The organism is Thermococcus sp. JdF3 (assembly GCF_012027495.1).
Lineage (GTDB): Archaea > Methanobacteriota_B > Thermococci > Thermococcales > Thermococcaceae > Thermococcus.
In genome coordinates this window covers 108027-124344 of record NZ_SNUK01000002.1, presented here as the reverse complement: position 1 = coordinate 124344, position 16318 = coordinate 108027, and the positions used below count along the sequence as shown (strand labels likewise).

Here is a 16318-nt window from a genome sequence, read left to right as displayed (position 1 = left end):
AGGATAAATCACAACGACTGACCTCCTCCCTGCCGTGAGGGGCGAGGGTTCCAGCGAATTAACCCCTCTCCATTGACGGAGAGGTTTGCGGGCCCATCACCTACTCCCGTCACCGGTTTCGGTTCAGCCCGCAGGCCCGGTCTCGGGCCCGTTACCCCTACCGGCAAGACCTGATTGGGGTTATTGCCAAGAGGCCACCCGACGGGTTTGAACCGCTTGATGGCGGTTCTAAAAGGACGCCTTACGGCGTCAACCACTCCAAGACGGAGTGGTAACGTAAACCCCTCGTCTCATTGGGTTGTTCTTAGGTGGCCTCTTCGAGGCCGTGTTACTTGCAAGAGTTTAAAAGGGTTTCGGCATTCCAACGCACTTGGATATTTATTGCATCCCACCGCGGACGGCGAGGCTTTCAAAAGAAAAATGTAATGTAGCCACTTGTGCTCCCAATCATGTTGCATCCCAAAATTTTTCTTCTTTAAAATGATAGTCCTCTCAAATTTACGCTATCTCCAAACATCTTCCCATGCCTCCCACACAGCCCTTTCACTCTCTTTATCTCCTCCATTGTGTGGCAATTATGGAGCATGCATTCCTCGCTCTCGCAAAAGATCTCTTCATGCTTAAAATAGGCATAGAACTGAAGAAGGAGCATTTTCAACACTTTGCCAACATCTACATCAATTTTCTCCTCAAATCCAAATGAATGCATTATATAATATTGGGGAGACTTTGCTGGGGCATAGAGTATTCCCTTAAGCGAAATTATCGCTGCAGGACCCATTACAATCATTCTGAGGTGATACCGCCCATCTTCTCCAAATGTTGCTATAAGCCTTTTAGTTATCAAAACTGTCGGCTCAGGGGTATCAACGTCTCGGGAGAAATATTTTAGCAGTTCTACCCCATCGTAAATAACCCCTTTTATGAGACCCTTCTTTTCATTCTCGACTTCAATCGGAAAGGGCTCGTAAAACTCCCTCTTATTTGGGTTCCTCACTTTTATGTAGGCCAGAAAATAGGGGTCTTTAAATACATAGGGGCTAAACTCCACGGGGAATTTGAAGAGCTTCCTAATCTCCTCAAAAAATGAAAAGGAGTCCCAAAGGGAATTTTCAATGTAAATCTTCATTGGGATCACTCCAGTTCTCTAAGCTTCTCTAAAGCCACTTCAGCGGCTCTCTTTCCGCTTAAGAGCATTCCCCCAAAGGTTGGTCCCATTCTTGGAAGGCCAAAGACAGTAGAAACTGCCATTCCCGTAACTATAAGTCCTGGATAAACCTCACTTGTGTGATTTATAACCGCGTCTTCGCTCTCCTCAACCCACATTGAGCCATGTCCCCTCGTCTTTATGAGCCCTTTTTCTTCGAGCTTCTTGGCAACAAAGGCATCGTGTCCGGTAGCGTCTATTACAATCTTTGACTCAAGAGCTATTGGGTCGACACAGGTTATCTGCCTTGGCAAAGCTTGAACTGGAGTCCAGTTAACCACAACACCTGCAACTCTTCTATCTCTTATAACGACATCATCAAAGCTCGTCATGTTGAGGAACTTCACTCCCGCGTCACATGCTGCTCCAATGAGCTTTGAACATGCATGAGGACCATCTGCAACGTAGAGGCCTTCTGTGTATTTCCTATACGGGACCTCGAGCTCTTCTAACACTTCCTGTGAGGGGGCCCTGACGGTTATTGTATTCATCAGAAATCCGCCTATCCAGAACCCTCCCCCAAGATAGTTGTTCCGTTCTATAACCAAAACTTTCTTGCCCGCTTTTGCAATTTCCCTTGCAGCCATCAGGCCGCTGGGTCCTGCCCCAACGATTATAACGTCCGATTCGGTGTAACTCCTGAGCATCCCGTAAAATGTTTCCACTATTGCTGAGGTGACATCCTTCTCACTAACTTTTGCAAGCACATTTCCCATGTTATCACCAAGTTATTGGTTTTAATAATCTAGTTTTAAACATTATCCTTTGCCAAGTGTAGTTCATGTGACCGAATTGTCAGCACTATGAAAAATATTGCCGGGAAGATATTCAATTTTGCCAATAATAAGCCCTATATCCCTTACCACTGAGTAGTGTTTGAGGAGATCAAAATGATGTTCGAAAGTTTGGGAGGCCGGTTCCTGGCCCATGCTAGAGAAGGAGAATGGGGGTGGCATGAGATGATGGGATTCGGCTACTTTGGAATCTTTGGGGCAATATTCATGCTCCTGTTCTGGGTGCTGATAATTGCGGGGATAATCTGGTTCATTAAATGGCTTGTGGAGCAGAGCTCAGGTGGCACATCAAAAAAGAGCGCACTTGAGATGCTTGACGAGAAGTATGCAAGGGGAGAAATAGACGACGAAGAATACGAGAGAAGAAAGAGGAAGCTTCTAGAAGGTTAGTTCCTTCCATTTGTTTGCATATTTTTACATTTTTTAGGCCATCTCTCTAATTTTAGCAGGATACAGACGAATCCGCTCGATGAATGAAGGGCGGTGAAAAAATGCGAATGCGTTTGAAAAAATACAACCAGCAGAAAATTCACTTAATTATCAAGAGACTTAAAAATACACAGGTTGAGTTTTTAGAGTGTAAACCGTCCCGAGGTTTTTCTCACTGTGTTAAGATAGCAGTGCTTATTGACGCGAAAGTGGAGGAAGTTTTTTCTCTCGTATCCAACATTAATAATCATAGATTATTCTGGCCGGAATATGAGTTTAAATCCGAAGATGACGGGAAATTGAAGAAAGGGTTAGTATACTACACCCGCGAAAAGGGGACAGAAAAGTGGATAAAATACCGGATTGTTGACTTTAAAGAAAACTACTTCTATTCCGGGGGGATGCAGGAAGAGGACACATTTTTAAAGAAATTGCGGTATGAACACTGCTTCATTCCTGTGGATAATATGACCCTGGGTGTTGAGGGCGTGTGTTACACACTTCGCTATGGTTTTCTGGGGAGAATCTTGAACTTATTCATAGCAGAGCGCATCATCAAAAAGAGGCTTTTAAGAGCTCACTTAAAGCTAAAAGAAGTGGCAGAAAAGAGAAAGGCCTCTGGTTAAGCAAACACCGCGCGGTAAAGCCCGATGAGAACACCGTCAACCTCACAGTGCAGTCCAAGAGGCCGGACTTCGACCTTCCCGAACACCTTTGAGCCCATTTCTTTTATTTCTCCCAGCGAAAAGCCAAGGTGAGTGTCCTTCAGAGTGTCTTTGAACTCGCTGTGGCTGTGCTTGAGAACATCGATTATAACGACCTTTCCGCCGTTGGCCAGTACTTCCTTCATGCTCCCAAGTACTGCTTCGGGCTTTAGGAAGTGGTGGAACGCTAGGGTGGAGAGCACGACGTCGAATTCTTTCGGAGCATTTATGCCGCAGTGCTCGTTGGCGATCTCAATGGATTCCCTAATTTTCTCGGCAACGCCCCAGATGGGAGTTATACCCTTCTTTTTAAGCCTCTTCAGCATGCTGGGAGTTATGTCCAAGCCGTAGATCTCCGCTCTGACTCCCCGGGACTCCAATCCATTCTTCACTCGTTCGGTGAAAAAGCCCGAGCCGGCTGCAACGTCAAGGATGCGCACATCTTTCCTTCCAAGCCTAATGACCTCTTTCACTATCTCATCCACAAGCCGTTCTATGCACTCATTCCTGAGGTAGTCCCGCACTATGTCGTCCCTCTCAGGCGCCTCTGTCTCAAAATACTCTATCTGTTCTATGAGTTCTTTTATTGAGCCCTGATCAAAACCCAGCCTCCTCAGGAAAAGCCGTATCTCCTTAATGCTCGGTATCATGCTCTCACCGCCTCAAAGCCCCTCTCCATATCTTCGATGAGGTCTTCCACGTCCTCTATACCCACCGAGACCCTGATAAGGGAGTCCTTTATGCCGACCTTTTCCCTCTCCTTCTTTGGAACCGATGCGTGGGTCATAATTGCGGGCAACTCTATGAGCGACTCAACACCGCCGAGGCTCTCGGCCAGTGCAAAAATCTTCAAGCTCTCGACGAACTTTATCGCTTCCCTCAATTCCCCTTTAAGCTCGAATGAGAGCATTCCCCCAAAGCCGCGCATCTGCCTCTTCGCGAGCCCGTGCTGTGGATGTGAGGGCAGGCCCGGATAGTAAACCCTCTCAACCAATGGGTGCCCCTCCAAATACCTAGCAATCTTCATAGCGTTCTTCTCGTGCCTCTCCATCCTGACGGCGAGGGTTTTGATGCCCCTCATGACCAGCCAGGAGTCGAAGGGCGAAAGAATCGCCCCAACCGCGTTCTGGTGGAACTTTAACTTTTCGTAAATCTCATCGTCATTTACCATCACAGCCCCACCGACAACGTCGGAGTGGCCGCCGAGGTACTTGGTGACGCTGTGGAGAACTATATCCGCCCCAAGGTCGAGGGGGTTCTGGAAGTAGGGGCTCGCGAAGGTGTTGTCCACCACCACGATTAGGCCCCTCTCGTGGGCAATCCCGGCTATCGCCTTTATGTCCGCCAGCTTCAGGAGGGGGTTTGTGGGCGTTTCGAGCCAGACCATTCTTGTGTTTTCCTTTATGGCTTTCCTGACGTTTTCTGGGTCCCTTGCGTCAACGTAGGTGAATTCAATCCCAAAGCGCTCCATAACCTGATTGAACAGTCTCTTTGTCCCGCCGTAGAGATCGTCGAAAGCCACAACGTGGTCGCCCTTCTTGAGCAGGGCGAGGAGTATGGTGGACTCGGCCGCAAGGCCCGAGGAGAAGGCAAGCCCGTACTTTGCATTTTCAAGCGCAGCCAACTTCCTCTCAAGGCTATCTCTCGTGGGATTGCCGCTCCTTGAGTAGACGTAGCCCTCCTCGACCTCCTTTATGCTCCTCTTTGCAAAGGTTGTGGAAAGGTGGATCGGGGATACAACATCGCTGTGCTGCATGTTTTCCGGCTCTTCACCGATGTGAATGGCTTTAGTTGAGAACCTCATCTCAGCACCCCCAGAACCTTCTCATCGTCAACTTCGAAGCCGTTCGCGATGAGCCACTCGTCGTTGAAGACCTTCGTGAGATAGTTCCTCCCCGTGTCCGGGAATATCACGACAACTTTCTTGCCCTCAATGCCCTTTTCCTTGAGGTACTTTATCGTCCCGTAGAGGGCCGCACCAGATGAGCCTCCAGCCAAGATGCCCTCCTTCCTCGCGAGGAAGCGGGTCATTGAAAAGGCCTGCTGGTCGTTGACTACCACCATATCATCAACGAGGCTTAAATCGACGGTCTCGGGGAGGAGGTCTTCGCCTATGCCCTCAACGAGGTACGGGTGAGCTTTCTTGAGGGCTTCCTCAAGGCTCATTCCTTTCTTAACGAGGTTGTATATCGAGCCGACCGGGTCAACGCCTATTATTTTGACCCCCTTCTTCCTCTCCTTGAGGTATCTCCCAATGCCCGTTATGGTTCCGCCCGTGCCTATCCCCGCGAAGAGGTAGTCTATCTCCCCTCCGGTCTGCTCCCATATCTCCCTCGCGGTGGTCTCGTAGTGGGCAAGGGGGTTGTGCCTGTTAAAGTACTGGTTGGGGATGTAGGCGTAGGGCGTTTCCTCGACTTCCTCCTCAAGGATCGCCCTGAGCTCATCGAGCCTCTCTTCATCAACGAGCCGCTGAACGTACTCGACTATCTCCTTAAGCTCCTCTCTGGTTACCGCCCTTCCCCTCTTCCAGATGAGGTTCCTTACCGCTTCGGCCACCTTATAGTAGGAGTTTGGATCGCCTGGAGCCACCGCGGTGGGAGTTCTTATGATGAAAGCCCCCATGGCCTTGAGGAGGAGCTCCTTCTCGGTGCTCATCTTGTCCGGCATCGTGAAGACCGTCATGTAGCCCTCGTCCGCCGCGACCAGAGCAAGGCCGACACCCGTGTTGCCCGAGGTGGGCTCGACTATCACGCCGCCTTCGACGATCTTGCCATCCCTCTTTGCTCCCTCGATCATGTACTTGCCTATCCTGTCCTTTATGCTCCCCCCGGGGTTGAAGAACTCCACCTTGGCGTAGAGCTCGTTTTTGAGGTTGAAGTACCCCTCGATCTTCCTCAGCCTCACCAGGGGTGTGTTGCCTATCGTTTGAACGATGTCGTCATAAGTACCCAATTTTGTATAATTTTCTATTATCATGCCCATCACCTGCTCATTGATGAATAAAGATGCATATATATACTTTTCGGCATGAGAGCTGTCCTTTTGACGAAAGAGAAAATAATTCGGCTCTATTTAACGAGAGGTTTGAAATAAACGGTTTTGGACAAAAATGGGAAATAGATCTGCCTCCATGTATCTACCATTACTCCTCAAAAAGCAGCAGCTTTTCGGCCTGCCGGCTGCCTTCCGGCATATCTGTGGTTTTGTGGCTATGATAAGCCTCACAATATCAAAGAAGAGATTCTCAACATGCTCTATCCTGAACCCGGCTATCTCGATGTTTCTCTGCGTCTCCCGTATCGTGGATGCAGAAGACGAAAGTACTCACAACGGTGTCAAAGCCCTCGTCTTCAAACTCCAAATTTTGGGCGTCCATCAGAAGGAGCTTGACGTTTTTCAGGCCGAGTTCCCTTTCCCTTCTCTCGGCTTCTCCGGCATGCTCCTGCTGGAGTCTATGCCGATGACATCGACGTTTTGGGGATAATAGGAAGTTTTTCCCGTTCCGACGCCTATCTCAAGCACTTTCTCTTCTGCCAGAGAAAGGGCCCTGGCGCGGTACTTTGAAAACGCCCTCCTTTCCATTGGACTCTCGAAGAGGTCGTAGACCTTTGAAAACCTATCGTACTTGCTGGCTGTTTTTGAGGTGTTCATCAATTTAACCTTGTGAAAATACTTGATTGGCCCTATCCTTTCGCATCTGAAAAATTTGGGGGAATCCTTTCACATTATGTCAATGATAAGCCTATTATCCCTTCGGCGGCAATGTACTGATGGAAACAAATAAAGAGGTGATGCGGAATGGAGTGGAAGTCCCTGTTTATCGGGCTCCTCATCGGAGCGCTCATAGCCGTCCCCCTAGGGATGGCCCACACTGGAGGATTCGAGACAGCTGAGAGAACCGGCACGCGCTGGGGCTTCGGCCCGATGAGCGGCTACATGCACGGCGGAATGATGGGCTACGGCATGCACGGCATGATGGACGACGAGATGTACGAGGAGATGGAGGAGCACATGGCCAGCGGCAACTTCACCGAGATGCACGAGGATATGGAGCCGGTCATGGAGGAGTACATGCCCCAGTACATGGGCGACGGCTGGCAGGAGATGCACGAGAGCTGCGAGAAGTACATGGGAATCGAGGAGAGCGGCGAGTGAGCCCTCTCCGGAGTTTTCTTTCATTGTTTTTATGATACAAATCCGCGGTGAAAGGTATGAAAAGTATTGGTGCAGGCATTGCAGCGGTTCTGATTGTGTCCCTCCTGACCTTTGGGTACTTCTCCATAAGAGAACAAGGGGTTCGTGATACTTTTCATGGGGTTCTGGTTGAAGGACGGCCTTTGAACTCCACCAATGCTGTCGTTTTGACCGATACAAACTGTATTCCCGATCAAACTAACACAAAGCTAACATGCATTGCGATAATAGATGCAAACGGTGAGGTTCTGAAGGTCAAATACACCCATCCCATAGAAGTCCCGTGCCTCGCGAGGGGAGACAAAGTTAATATATCAATGAACTCCCATTCATCCGTGGAGATTGTGCGCCTTGGGGCACCATCGATGGAGCATTAGGTGGTTGCCATGCAGGTTTCAGACGCAATTCTGATGACTGCCGCGGATATACCGCTGGACTCTCTGAGCCAGGTGACCGAGTTCACGGGGGTAACGTTCTCAATAATAGCCCTCGGGATTCTCAACGCCCTTCGGCCTTCAATATTCCTCATGATAGTGTTCCTTCTCTCGATGATAGCCCTGACGGACGAGAGGAAGGTTCTCAGGGTCGGCCTGGCATTCACAGTCGGCGCATTTCTGGGATACTCGATAATAGCCGTTGCCCTCATGAACCTGCACACCAAGATACCCCTGCTCAGATACTTCGTTGTCATCTTTGGGATAACCGTGGGAGTTTACAAAATACTCTCCGCACTGGGCTACGTGAAGATACCAGTCTCCAGCCCACTGAGGGAAAAGAGCAATGAGGTTCTTGAAAAGGCCACCTCTCCACCGGCCGCTTTTGTGATAGGGGGAGTGATGGCGTTTCTCTCACTGTCCTGTGTGCTCCCCTCGTATCTCCTGGTGAGCTCCCTGCTCTCCGGCCAGTACCCTCCCGGAATCAGGGCGGCGCTGCTCGTGGTGTTCATTGGAATATCGGTGCTGCCCTTTGCCCTCGTTACCCTGGGCTTCCACTACGGGAGCAGATACGCAAGACTTGGGAGGGCAGTTGATAGGCTTTCCTCGGTAAGCGGTAGGGGAGATTTAGTTATGGGCGTGGTGCTCGTGCTCGTGAGCGTGCTCTACTTTGTCTTCTTCCTTTAGTTTGAACTTCTCTATGTTCTCCCGGGTCTTTTTGAACTCCCTCAGGCACGTTGGACAGCAGAGGAAGTAAACCCTGTTGTGGTACTTGTAGACTATCGGCTCTCCCACTATCTCCTTGCCGCAGTAGTCGCACTTGAAGGGTATCTTGACCTTCGGGGGAGTGGTTCTTTCAATGCTCTCAAGAATGGGCATTATCTCGATGACCTCAAACCCTGCCCCTTCTATGACCTTTCTCAGCTCCTCCATATCCTCAACAGCGATCTTTATGAGGTACTTCCTGCTCGTGAAGCGGTTTATCTCGATTATCTCCTCGAACTCCCTCATCCTCTCAGGCTCGTCAGTTTTGACTATGAGGGCAACGACGTTGTGCGCCCTGAGAAGCTCCGGATTCAGCTTTACGGTGTATCCGAGAATTACTCCTTCTTTCTCAAGCTTTTCAAGGCGCGATTTTACCGTCGGCCTGCTGACACCAAGCCTTTCGGCGAGCTCTGAGATGCTTAGGCGGGAATTGTCCATCAGCAGGTGAATGAGCTTCAAATCAAGGTCGTCTATCTTCATGACGTTCCACCGTTCAAATCTAATCTTCGAACTATAAAAATTCTCCGCCTCTACTTTTCAGATTGTAAAAAATAATCCCCATAAGCTGGCATGCATAGTAAGTAACAGGGTGAGAAAAATGGAGCTTGTGCTCAAGGTAAATGGTATGACCTGCGCAATGTGTGTTAAGACGATAGAGGAGGCGTTGAAAGACCTCCCCGGTGTTTTGGAGGCGAGCGTAAACCTTGGCACCGAAACTGCGAGGGTAAGCTACGATCCAAGCCTCGTGACCATTGAAGACATCAGGAAGACCATCGAGGACGTGGGCTACCAGTTCATAGGGGTTGAGGGGGAGGAGACCCACGATCTCGAGAGAGAACTAAGGGAGAGGCACCTTCGCGACATGAAGAGAAAGCTCGCCGTCGCGTGGGGTATTGGAATAGCCCTCTTCGCCTCTATGCAGGCCGAGCGCTTCGGCTTTGAAATCCCGTACCTCATGCCCCTCCAGTTCATTCTATCCACCATCGCGATAGTCTACGCTGGAAGAGGGATATTCGGTAAGGCATATGCCTCCCTGAGACATAAGAGTCTTAACATGGAGGTCATGTACTCCCTCGGCATAGGTTCGGCCTACCTGGCGAGCGTCCTCGCAACGGTAGAGGTCATTCCGGAGGACTTCAACTTCTACGAGGCCAGCGTCCTGCTGATGGCCTTCCTTCTGCTTGGCAGGTACCTTGAAACGAGGGCCAAGGGAAGAACCAGCGAGGCCATCAAAAAGCTCATGGGTCTTCAGGCGAAGAAGGCAACAGTGCTAAGGAACGGCGAGGAGATTGAGGTTCCGATAAGTGAGGTCAGGGTCGGGGACGTCGTGATAGTGAAGCCCGGTGAGAGGATTCCCGTCGATGGTATTGTGCTCGAGGGCGAGAGCTACGTTGACGAGTCAATGATAACTGGCGAACCCGTTCCCAACCTCAAGAAACCCGGGGATGAGGTTATCGGGGGCACCATAAACAAGAACTCCGTCCTCAGGATAGAGGCGAGGCGCGTCGGAAGGGACACCGTTCTGGCCCAGATAATTAGACTCGTGGAAGAAGCTCAGAATACAAAGCCGCCGATACAGAGGCTGGCGGATACAATAGTTGCATACTTCATACCCACGGTCCTCACTATAGCACTCCTCTCCTTTGCATACTGGTACTTTGTAGCGGGCGAACCCCTGCTTTTTGCCTTTACAACCCTCCTCAGCGTCCTCGTTATAGCCTGCCCCTGCGCTTTCGGTCTCGCAACGCCAACAGCATTGACGGTTGGAATGGGTAAAGGTGCCGAGATGGGGATACTCATCAAGAACGGTGAAGTGCTTGAGATAGCAAGGAAGGCGACGGTTGTGCTCTTCGACAAGACAGGAACGCTCACAAAGGGGAAGCCCGAGGTTACTGATGTTATATCCTTTGGCATGGATGAGAAGGAGCTCATAAAGCTCGTTGCCTCGGCGGAGAAGCGCTCTGAACACCCGCTTGGAGATGCTATCGTGAGGAAGGCCCAGGAACTCGGCCTTGAGCTTGAGGAGCCGGGGGAGTTCGAGGCAATAACCGGCAAAGGTGTTAGAGCAGTCGTGGGTGGAAGGGAGATCTTGGCAGGCAACAGGAAGCTCATGGTGGAGAACGGCTACTCTGTGAATGAGGTTGAGGAAACACTCCACAGACTTGAGGACGAGGCGAAGACTGCCATAACCGTCGCCATAGACGGCAGAATAGTGGGAGTAATAGGCATAGCCGACACGATAAAGGAAGGAGCAAAAGAAGCCATCGAGGAGCTCCACAGGATGGGCAAGAAGGTCGGCATGATAACCGGCGACAACAGGAGAACTGCAAACGCGATAGCAAGGCGGCTCAAGGTGGACTACGTCCTCGCCGAGGTTCTGCCGGGGGACAAGGCCAACGAGGTCAAGAAGCTCCAGGAGAAGGGTGAAGTCGTTATCTTCGTTGGCGACGGAATAAACGACGCTCCGGCCTTGGCACAGGCGGATGTTGGGATCGCTGTCGGCAACGCGACGGACATAGCGATGGAGAGCGGGGACATGGTTCTCATAAAGAACGACCCAAGGGACGTGGTCAAGGCAATAAAGCTGAGCCAGAAGACGCTGGCGAAGATAAAGCAGAACATCTTCTGGGCAATGTTCTACAACACGATGCTGATTCCCTTCGCGGCGGGGCTTGCCTTCGTGCTATTCGGCGTGGAGTTCCAGCCGGAGTGGGCGGCCGGGGCGATGAGCATAAGCAGCGTCAGCGTCGTCACAAACTCGCTCCTGCTCAAGAGGGCCAGGATCTGACCACCATTTTTATTTCCCGGAGGTGCGGATATGATAGTCGAATACGACGGAAAGTTTGAGTTTGAGTCTGGAAAAACCGTCCTGTGGTTTTCCATTCCGGGCTGTCCGCCCTGCAGGATAGTCGAAAGCTTCATGGAGGATCTCGGCAGGGAATTTCCCGAGATAAAGATCGTTCACATCAACGCCGAGGAATGGAACGACCTTGTGAACCGCTTCGATGTCCTCAACGTCCCGACGCTGATTTACCTTAAGGACGGAAAAGAGGCTGGGAGGCAGAACCTCATAAGGAGAAAGGAGGAGGTTCTCATAAGGTTTGAGGAGCTCAAGAGGCTCTGACTACTCCCCGGGGACGCCAAGGGGGAAGACGTAGAGCGGTTCTCCGGGCACGTTCATTGCCCTTTTTACCTCCTCATCCCTGAAGGCACCAACCGCAACGGTGCCGAGGCCGAGGGCCGTTGCCTGAAGGTAAATGTTCTGACCCATGTGGCCGGCATCGATGTGGACGTACCTTATTCCCCTCTCGCCGTACCGCCTCGTGGTTCTCTCGTAGTGGGCGACGATGACTACGTTCACCGGCGCGGTGGCAACGCACCGCTGGTTTAGGCAGGCTTCCGCGAGAGTCTTTCCGAAGTGCCCCTCCCTGATCAGTTCCAGGGCATGGGCCTTTCCGTCGTAGAGGTAGATTCCTGGAGTTAATCCTTCAACGCCTGAGACCACAACATAGACCTCGAAGGGATAACAGGCTCCGGCGCTCGGCGAGGTTCTCTTTCCCCACCTGTTAACCCCATACGCCGCCCATAGAATCTGGGAAACCTGCTGAAGGGTTAGAGGTTCGTCTCTCTGACCTCCTCCCTGCCGTGAGGGGCGAGGGTTCCAGTGAATTAACCCCTCGCCATTGGCAGGGAGGTTTGAGGGGTTCTCATCATGATAACCCTAGAAGCGGGTTCTTCGAACCCCTCCGGCCGGGCCTCCGGCCAGTTACCCCTCCTCTGGGCGTAAAGACCGCTCAGATTTGGGGTTATCGTTTTTACCACCTTCTTCAAAATGTTAAACGCCCCAACAAGGTCAGCGTTAAAAACAAGCCCCGTTGCGGGACACTTGAATAAACCACGAACGAAGCGAGCGCCCTCGTGGGGCCTCCCGCAAACGGGGCACGTTTGCGAAGTGAAAGCCTCATCAACAACCTCAACCACAATACCGTACTCTTCAGCGACTTCTTTTAAACGTTTAATGACCGTGTTAAACCGCCACACGTGAGAGAGGATAAAATTCTGCTTCTTACCCTTCCCAGGGTTTTGAGCAATTCCCTTCGGATAGCCCACCACGATTTTAAAAACTCCAAGCTCGTAGAGCTTTCTAACCGTTCCCCTGACTGAGGTATTAATGTAGTGTCTGGCCTGTAGTTTCGCCCTCTCGTGCATTCTCTTGAGCCTTCTACTCGTCTTAGCACCACTTTTGTTGAGTTTTGATTGATACTCGGCAATCCTCTTCCGCCAGTAGAAGTCAATACTTTTGAGAGGCCTGCCATTCACGAGAAAACTCTGACCATTCTCCACGTAAACGGCCATTAAATTGTTCACTCCCAAGTCAATCCCCGCCGAGAGGTCTCCTTTTGGTTTTCTTGGAAGCTTAACCCATTCCTCGCCCTCAAGTTTCTCCTCCACCGTGAAGCTGATGTGGGCATACCACTTGCGTTTTACCTCGTCGTAAGTTATTTCCAACCGCCCCTGCTTGCCTCTCAAGTGTATTCTGCCCTTGAACTGGATTTCCAGTTTCCTGAACTTCCCAAGGCCTTTCAATATGAGTTTGCTCCCTTCAATCCTGTACTGGTCGTTTCTCAGGACGATTAAGGGTTTTCTCTTCTCGCATTCCTTCAGGTAGTTCGGTGGTTTTGGCTTAAGCCACGTGGGGAGTTCTCCGTTCCGCTTCTTTCTTGCAAGGGTGAAGAAGCTCCTCCAAGCTTCTGCATTCTTTCTCGCTATTTGTTGAACCGTTGCAGAACCGATTTCCTTCTTGAACTCCTCGTAAACGGTTTTTTCAGTCTTGTTGAAGTCCACGATTTGCCCTTGGAAGAACTGTTGCCGCCTGAGGTAGTTCACCCTATTCCAAACCTTGGCCTCAAGGTCGGCTAACTGATGGAGTTTCTCCTCTTGCTCTTTGGAGGGTTGGAGTTTGACCGTTACCGAACGCTTCATCTCAAATTGTAGTGTGAATTTTAAGCTTTAAAAAAGTGTTGCTTTCCTGCTGAAGGGCCGGTTGGGTGTTTATTGCATCCCCGCCGTGAACGACGAGGCTTGAGAAGAGAAAAATGTAACGCCTTATGCTCTTTCTCTTATCCATAGCCTCCTCAAGCTCATTTTATCTTCAAGTTTAGGGGCTGGCAGGTCAATTTTCATCCTCACCACCAATTCATGATACTTTTTTCACACATTAGGTTTTTGGTGTCTCATCTGGGCTGAGCAATTTAGTTGGCTTTTTAGATCGGCACAAATTGAAGGAAACTCAGTGTACCCCAGGAAATAGCCGAGTTGAGAAAGCCGGCAGTTTATAATTTGGAAATGTTTAAATATTCTGACATTCATCGATGGTACGGTGAGTTAGGTGAAAAAGCTTGCATCTGTTGTGCTGGTATTCCTCGTGGTGCTGGCGAGCGGATGCGTGGGCACTACGGGCGAAAAGGTCCAGGGAGGGGAAACAAAAAGCCCAACGACCGCCTCCATGCAGGAACATACTTCAGGTACGCCGGTTTCAATCTCCCTCTCGGATCGCCTTCACGTGGAGATAGACCCCAGAGTCGAGCTGGTGGCGATAATCTACAGGCTCTCCGACTCAAGCTGGTACAGGGAGCACGTTGATCCGGCGGTACTCGGCGTCACTCCCGGGAGCTACCGCTACATCAGGGACGTGGACGAGTACTTTGGCCCCTATAGAAACCTGACAGCGGTTAAAATGGTTCCGCAGATGATCGAAGAGGGAATCGACTACGACGCGATTCCAGAGTTCGCTATTCACCTGAGCCCGACGGACTTCTCAAAGGCAATGCCCTGGGACGATATGCTTCGATTGAGGCCGTTTTTGGACGCCAAAAAGCTCGATGAGTTTGCGGAGGCCGTTGCAGAGTTCGCAGAGGAGACTGACTTCTGGAGGTTCTACCGCGAGCACGAGGAGTTCTACAACAGAACGCTTGAAACGTTTGTGGGAGAAAATCCTGGGCTGGTCGAACTCGTTGAGTTTGAGGAGGACTTCTTCGGGAAGAACGCATCATCGTGGCACGTGGTGCCGATGCCCATCTTCTGCTGCCACGGCTTCGGATACCACATAGAAAGCGGGAGCAATATGAGTGTATACGCATTTCTGGGCTTTGGGAAGGTGGCAGGCGGAATACCCCATGTTTATGCCACGGTGGGCGACTCAACCTTCCTGGCCCACGAGTTCGCCCACAGCTTCGTCAATCCCGCGGTTGATCAGCACTACGAGCTTTTCGAGCCCTACGAGACACTCTTTGATCCCGTCGCCGAGAAGCTGAGTGCAATGGCATACCCCAACTTCAAGGTCATGCTCTACGAAACGCTTGTGAGGGCCTTCGAGGCGTACTACCTAAACGCCACAGGCAGACCGGAAGGAGCCATGGCAACGCTGAAGGGCAACGGAAAGGTCTTTTACTTCGTAGACGATGTGTACCGGGCGTATGCTGATGACTACGCGAGGCACAGGGACATGTACAGAACCTTCGATGACTTCATGCCCGAACTCGCCAAGGTCATTGCGAGGGTTTACAACGAAACAAACGGAGGAAAGAACGTCGTGATTCCGCTGACGGTTGATGACTTTCTGAACGCCGCAAAGGAGGGGGGCGTTATCGTGGCTTACGACGATGGCTCCTCCGCAGGGAATCTGGCCAGGTTCGTGTACGACTCCTTTAGACGAAGGGGTGTCGATGCCGGGCTGAAGGCAGTATCGAGTTTAACGCCCGAGGACATGAGGAAAAACCTGGCGTTAGTACTGCTCTCAAACAGCACCCTTCTTCCCGAGCTCCAGAGGAACGCTCCCGTCATCGTCAACGGCACGACCGTTTACAGCAGAGAGAGTGGTGAGACGTACTCCGGGTCGCTGCGGGTCGTTGAGGTGATCGAGAACCCCTGGAACCCCAGCGCACTGGCGTTCATCGTCATCGGCACCGATGAACGGGCGCTGAACAACATACATGCTTACCGGCACGTAACGTACAGCATCAGGGACTCCTTTGACAACCTGCTTGAGAGCGGCTGATTCCATTTTCATTTTTCCGAAATCCCCATAAGGTTTGAGGTCAAGCCTTCGTTATGAAGCGCCTAAAACTCGCAATACCATACAAAGAGGAGCTCTTTGCCGGTCTTGAGTGGCTCCTCGAAGCGATAGAGTGGGCCTACGGGGACACTTACTTCACCATAGACACCGATGTCATCAAGCTGGTGGAAGTCAAGTTCCGGGAATCCCCTGAGAAGGTCATCGAGCGGTTGCGGGCGCTCCACCAGGTGAGGGACGTCAGGGCCTTTCCCAGGAATGGTATGCACCTGCTCTACATCCGCGCCTCCCTTGAACCCCAGAGGGAGCAGGCGGATAGGCTCTTCGAGCTTCAGAAGAAAGGCCTCGTCATTTTTGAGAGCGGAACCTTCGTCGGGGGTGAGAGCATTCTTTCGGTTCTCTGCGAGGAAGAGCTCCTTGGGGAAGTGGTGAGAACATTTCGTGAAGCCTACGGTGCGAGGGTGATCAGCGTTGAGGAGGCAGAACCGGAGAGCAGTCCCCTCTCAAAGCTGACGAAAAGGCAGGCCGAGGTTCTCCTCCTGGCTTACAAGAGCGGCTACTTCAACGAGCCCCGGAAGGTCACTTTGCGGGAGCTGGCGGAGATGCTGAACCTCAGCCCCTCAACGGTGAAGGAGCACCTGAGGAAGGGGCTTAAGAGGCTCCTCGACGAGACCCTCAAATAACCGCACATGTGCGGGGTTACCTATAACTACCTGAAC

The 16318-nt window shown here is 51.3% G+C and carries 17 protein-coding genes and 1 pseudogene; 9 read left to right on the top strand and 9 right to left on the bottom strand.

The window, feature by feature from the left end:
* Positions 1–475: 475 nt before the first annotated feature.
* On the bottom strand, positions 476–1129 hold the full coding sequence (locus E3E42_RS03220; RefSeq protein WP_167902690.1) for a DUF6775 family putative metallopeptidase: 654 nt from the start codon (positions 1127–1129) through the stop codon (positions 476–478).
* A gap of 5 nt (positions 1130–1134) precedes the next feature.
* Complete coding sequence (locus tag E3E42_RS03215) at positions 1135–1923, bottom strand: sulfide-dependent adenosine diphosphate thiazole synthase (protein WP_167902689.1); 789 nt, start codon at positions 1921–1923, stop codon at positions 1135–1137.
* Between the two features lie 156 nt (positions 1924–2079).
* Here E3E42_RS03215 and E3E42_RS03210 point away from each other — a divergent pair, with 156 nt between their 5' ends.
* The gene (locus E3E42_RS03210; RefSeq protein ID WP_370519582.1) at positions 2080–2391 is read left to right on the top strand and encodes an SHOCT domain-containing protein; all 312 of its coding nucleotides are present in this window, start codon (positions 2080–2082) and stop codon (positions 2389–2391) included.
* 83 nt (positions 2392–2474) lie between these two features.
* Positions 2475–3056: a hypothetical protein gene (locus E3E42_RS03205; RefSeq protein ID WP_206205980.1), complete on the top strand. Its 582-nt coding sequence runs from the start codon at positions 2475–2477 to the stop codon at positions 3054–3056.
* Here E3E42_RS03205 and E3E42_RS03200 read toward each other — a convergent pair.
* The 4 genes and pseudogenes from E3E42_RS03200 to E3E42_RS03185 all read right to left on the bottom strand — a co-directional run.
* The gene (locus tag E3E42_RS03200) at positions 3053–3784 is read right to left on the bottom strand and encodes a class I SAM-dependent methyltransferase (RefSeq protein ID WP_167902687.1); all 732 of its coding nucleotides are present in this window, start codon (positions 3782–3784) and stop codon (positions 3053–3055) included. The genes E3E42_RS03205 and E3E42_RS03200 overlap by 4 nt on opposite strands.
* Complete coding sequence (locus E3E42_RS03195; RefSeq protein ID WP_167902686.1) at positions 3781–4938, bottom strand: cystathionine gamma-synthase; 1158 nt, start codon at positions 4936–4938, stop codon at positions 3781–3783. Before E3E42_RS03195 ends, E3E42_RS03200 begins: the two co-directional genes overlap by 4 nt.
* Positions 4935–6116 (bottom strand): PLP-dependent cysteine synthase family protein, encoded by a 1182-nt coding sequence (locus tag E3E42_RS03190; RefSeq protein ID WP_240913610.1) that lies wholly within the window; start codon positions 6114–6116, stop codon positions 4935–4937. Before E3E42_RS03190 ends, E3E42_RS03195 begins: the two co-directional genes overlap by 4 nt.
* A 219-nt stretch (positions 6117–6335) precedes the next feature.
* Positions 6336–6785: pseudogene (locus E3E42_RS03185) on the bottom strand (class I SAM-dependent methyltransferase); the annotation flags it as partial.
* 147 nt (positions 6786–6932) lie between these two features.
* Here E3E42_RS03185 and E3E42_RS03180 point away from each other — a divergent pair.
* From E3E42_RS03180 to E3E42_RS03170, 3 genes are read left to right on the top strand one after another with little or no spacing between them, the layout of a single operon-like run.
* Entirely contained in the window at positions 6933–7289 is a 357-nt protein-coding gene (locus tag E3E42_RS03180; protein ID WP_167902685.1) for a hypothetical protein, read from the top strand.
* 56 nt (positions 7290–7345) lie between these two features.
* Positions 7346–7705 (top strand): hypothetical protein, encoded by a 360-nt coding sequence (locus E3E42_RS03175; RefSeq protein ID WP_167902684.1) that lies wholly within the window; start codon positions 7346–7348, stop codon positions 7703–7705.
* Between the two features lie 9 nt (positions 7706–7714).
* Entirely contained in the window at positions 7715–8449 is a 735-nt protein-coding gene (locus E3E42_RS03170; RefSeq protein ID WP_167902683.1) for a cytochrome C biogenesis protein, read from the top strand.
* Here the strand turns inward: E3E42_RS03170 and E3E42_RS03165 are convergent.
* Positions 8390–9007, bottom strand: coding sequence for a TRASH domain-containing protein (locus E3E42_RS03165; protein ID WP_058938000.1), 618 nt, complete (start codon positions 9005–9007; stop codon positions 8390–8392). The genes E3E42_RS03170 and E3E42_RS03165 overlap by 60 nt on opposite strands.
* A 118-nt stretch (positions 9008–9125) precedes the next feature.
* Here E3E42_RS03165 and E3E42_RS03160 point away from each other — a divergent pair, with 118 nt between their 5' ends.
* Positions 9126–11315, top strand: a complete 2190-nt coding sequence (locus E3E42_RS03160) for a heavy metal translocating P-type ATPase (RefSeq protein ID WP_240913609.1) — start codon at positions 9126–9128, stop codon at positions 11313–11315.
* A 30-nt stretch (positions 11316–11345) separates the two neighbouring features.
* Entirely contained in the window at positions 11346–11651 is a 306-nt protein-coding gene (locus E3E42_RS03155) for a thioredoxin family protein (RefSeq protein WP_167902682.1), read from the top strand.
* Here the strand turns inward: E3E42_RS03155 and E3E42_RS03150 are convergent, their stop codons facing one another.
* Together E3E42_RS03150 and E3E42_RS03145 are read right to left on the bottom strand one after the other, a co-directional pair.
* The gene (locus tag E3E42_RS03150; protein ID WP_167903101.1) at positions 11652–12197 is read right to left on the bottom strand and encodes a SagB/ThcOx family dehydrogenase; all 546 of its coding nucleotides are present in this window, start codon (positions 12195–12197) and stop codon (positions 11652–11654) included. It abuts the gene before it with no gap.
* Positions 12197–13510, bottom strand: coding sequence for an RNA-guided endonuclease TnpB family protein (locus E3E42_RS03145; RefSeq protein WP_167902681.1), 1314 nt, complete (start codon positions 13508–13510; stop codon positions 12197–12199). Before E3E42_RS03145 ends, E3E42_RS03150 begins: the two co-directional genes overlap by 1 nt.
* 406 nt (positions 13511–13916) lie before the next feature.
* Between E3E42_RS03145 and E3E42_RS03140 the strand changes: the two genes are divergently transcribed.
* Both E3E42_RS03140 and E3E42_RS03135 read left to right on the top strand, forming a co-directional pair.
* A complete protein-coding gene (locus tag E3E42_RS03140; protein WP_167902680.1) occupies positions 13917–15584 on the top strand; it encodes a DUF4932 domain-containing protein in 1668 nt (555 codons plus the stop codon).
* A gap of 53 nt (positions 15585–15637) precedes the next feature.
* Entirely contained in the window at positions 15638–16282 is a 645-nt protein-coding gene (locus tag E3E42_RS03135) for a helix-turn-helix domain-containing protein (protein ID WP_167902679.1), read from the top strand.
* Positions 16283–16318: the final 36 nt, after the last annotated feature.